Source organism: Pseudomonas sp. 2822-17 (genome assembly GCF_002742485.1).
Lineage (GTDB): Bacteria > Pseudomonadota > Gammaproteobacteria > Pseudomonadales > Pseudomonadaceae > Aquipseudomonas > Aquipseudomonas cyclaminis.
In genome coordinates this window covers 1-1,385 of sequence record NZ_LJRZ01000449.1, presented here as the reverse complement: position 1 = coordinate 1,385, position 1,385 = coordinate 1, and the positions used below count along the sequence as shown (strand labels likewise).

At 50.0% G+C, this 1,385-nt stretch carries 2 rRNA genes; both read left to right on the top strand.

The annotated features are described in order from the left end of the window. Positions 1-1,053, top strand: a 23S ribosomal RNA gene (locus tag AOA60_RS33355); the annotation flags it as partial. 81 nt (positions 1,054-1,134) lie between these two features. Further along, positions 1,135-1,249 (top strand): 5S ribosomal RNA (gene rrf, locus AOA60_RS16675). Positions 1,250-1,385 lie beyond the last annotated feature (136 nt).

Below are 1,385 nucleotides of genomic sequence, written 5' to 3'. Positions count from 1 at the left end.
CTTACTTTGGGGGGTTATCCTTTTTGGAGAAGCTCTGAATTGAAGCCCCAGTAAACGGCGGCCGTAACTATAACGGTCCTAAGGTAGCGAAATTCCTTGTCGGGTAAGTTCCGACCCGCACGAAAGGTGTAACGATTTGGGCACTGTCTCAACGAGAGACCCGGTGAAATTATATTACCTGTGAAGATGCAGGTTACCTGCGACAGGACGGAAAGACCCCATGGAGCTTTACTGTAGCTTGATATTGGATTTTGGTACAGCTTGTACAGGATAGGTAGGAGCCTTGGAAGCCGGAGCGCCAGCTTCGGTGGAGGCGTTGGTGGGATACTACCCTGGCTGTACTGGAATTCTAACCTCGAACCGTGATCCGGTTCAGGGACAGTGTCAGGTGGGCAGTTTGACTGGGGCGGTCGCCTCCTAAAAAGTAACGGAGGCGCCCAAAGGTTCCCTCAGAATGGTTGGAAATCATTCGTAGAGTGCAAAGGCATAAGGGAGCTTGACTGCGAGACATACAGGTCGAGCAGGGACGAAAGTCGGGCTTAGTGATCCGGCGGCACCGTATGGAAGGGCCGTCGCTCAACGGATAAAAGCTACCCTGGGGATAACAGGCTAATCTCCCCCAAGAGTCCACATCGACGGGGAGGTTTGGCACCTCGATGTCGGCTCGTCGCATCCTGGGGCTGAAGTAGGTCCCAAGGGTTGGGCTGTTCGCCCATTAAAGCGGCACGCGAGCTGGGTTCAGAACGTCGTGAGACAGTTCGGTCCCTATCCGTCGCAGGCGTAGGAAATTTGAGAGGAGCTGTCCTTAGTACGAGAGGACCGGGATGGACACACCGCTGGTGTACCAGTTGTTCCGCCAGGAGCATCGCTGGGTAGCTACGTGTGGAAGGGATAAGTGCTGAAAGCATCTAAGCATGAAGCCCCCCTCAAGATGAGATTTCCCATCACGTAAGTGAGTAAGATCCCTCAGAGATGATGAGGTTGATAGGTCTCGTGTGGAAGCATGGCGACATGTGTAGCTGAGAGATACTAATCGATCGAGGGCTTAACCAATTTTTAAACCTTCTTTACATTTTATCAATCCAATATGTTATCTAGTTTTGAGAGGACAAATTCTTGTTTCATCTCAACAAGTCCAGTGACGATGGCGGAGAGGTCACACCCGTTCCCATGCCGAACACGGTAGTTAAGCTCTCCAGCGCCGATGATAGTTGGGGTCCACCCCTGTGAAAGTAGGACGTTGCTGGGCAGATAAAGACATTCTCAATAGAGGGTGTCTTTTTTGTGTATTGTGAAGAAAATATGGCTTTGAAAATGAAATTGAAAATAGCTGTAATTATAGTTTGGATTTGATGTGAGAAAGAGAAGATAGTGAATTTCATACC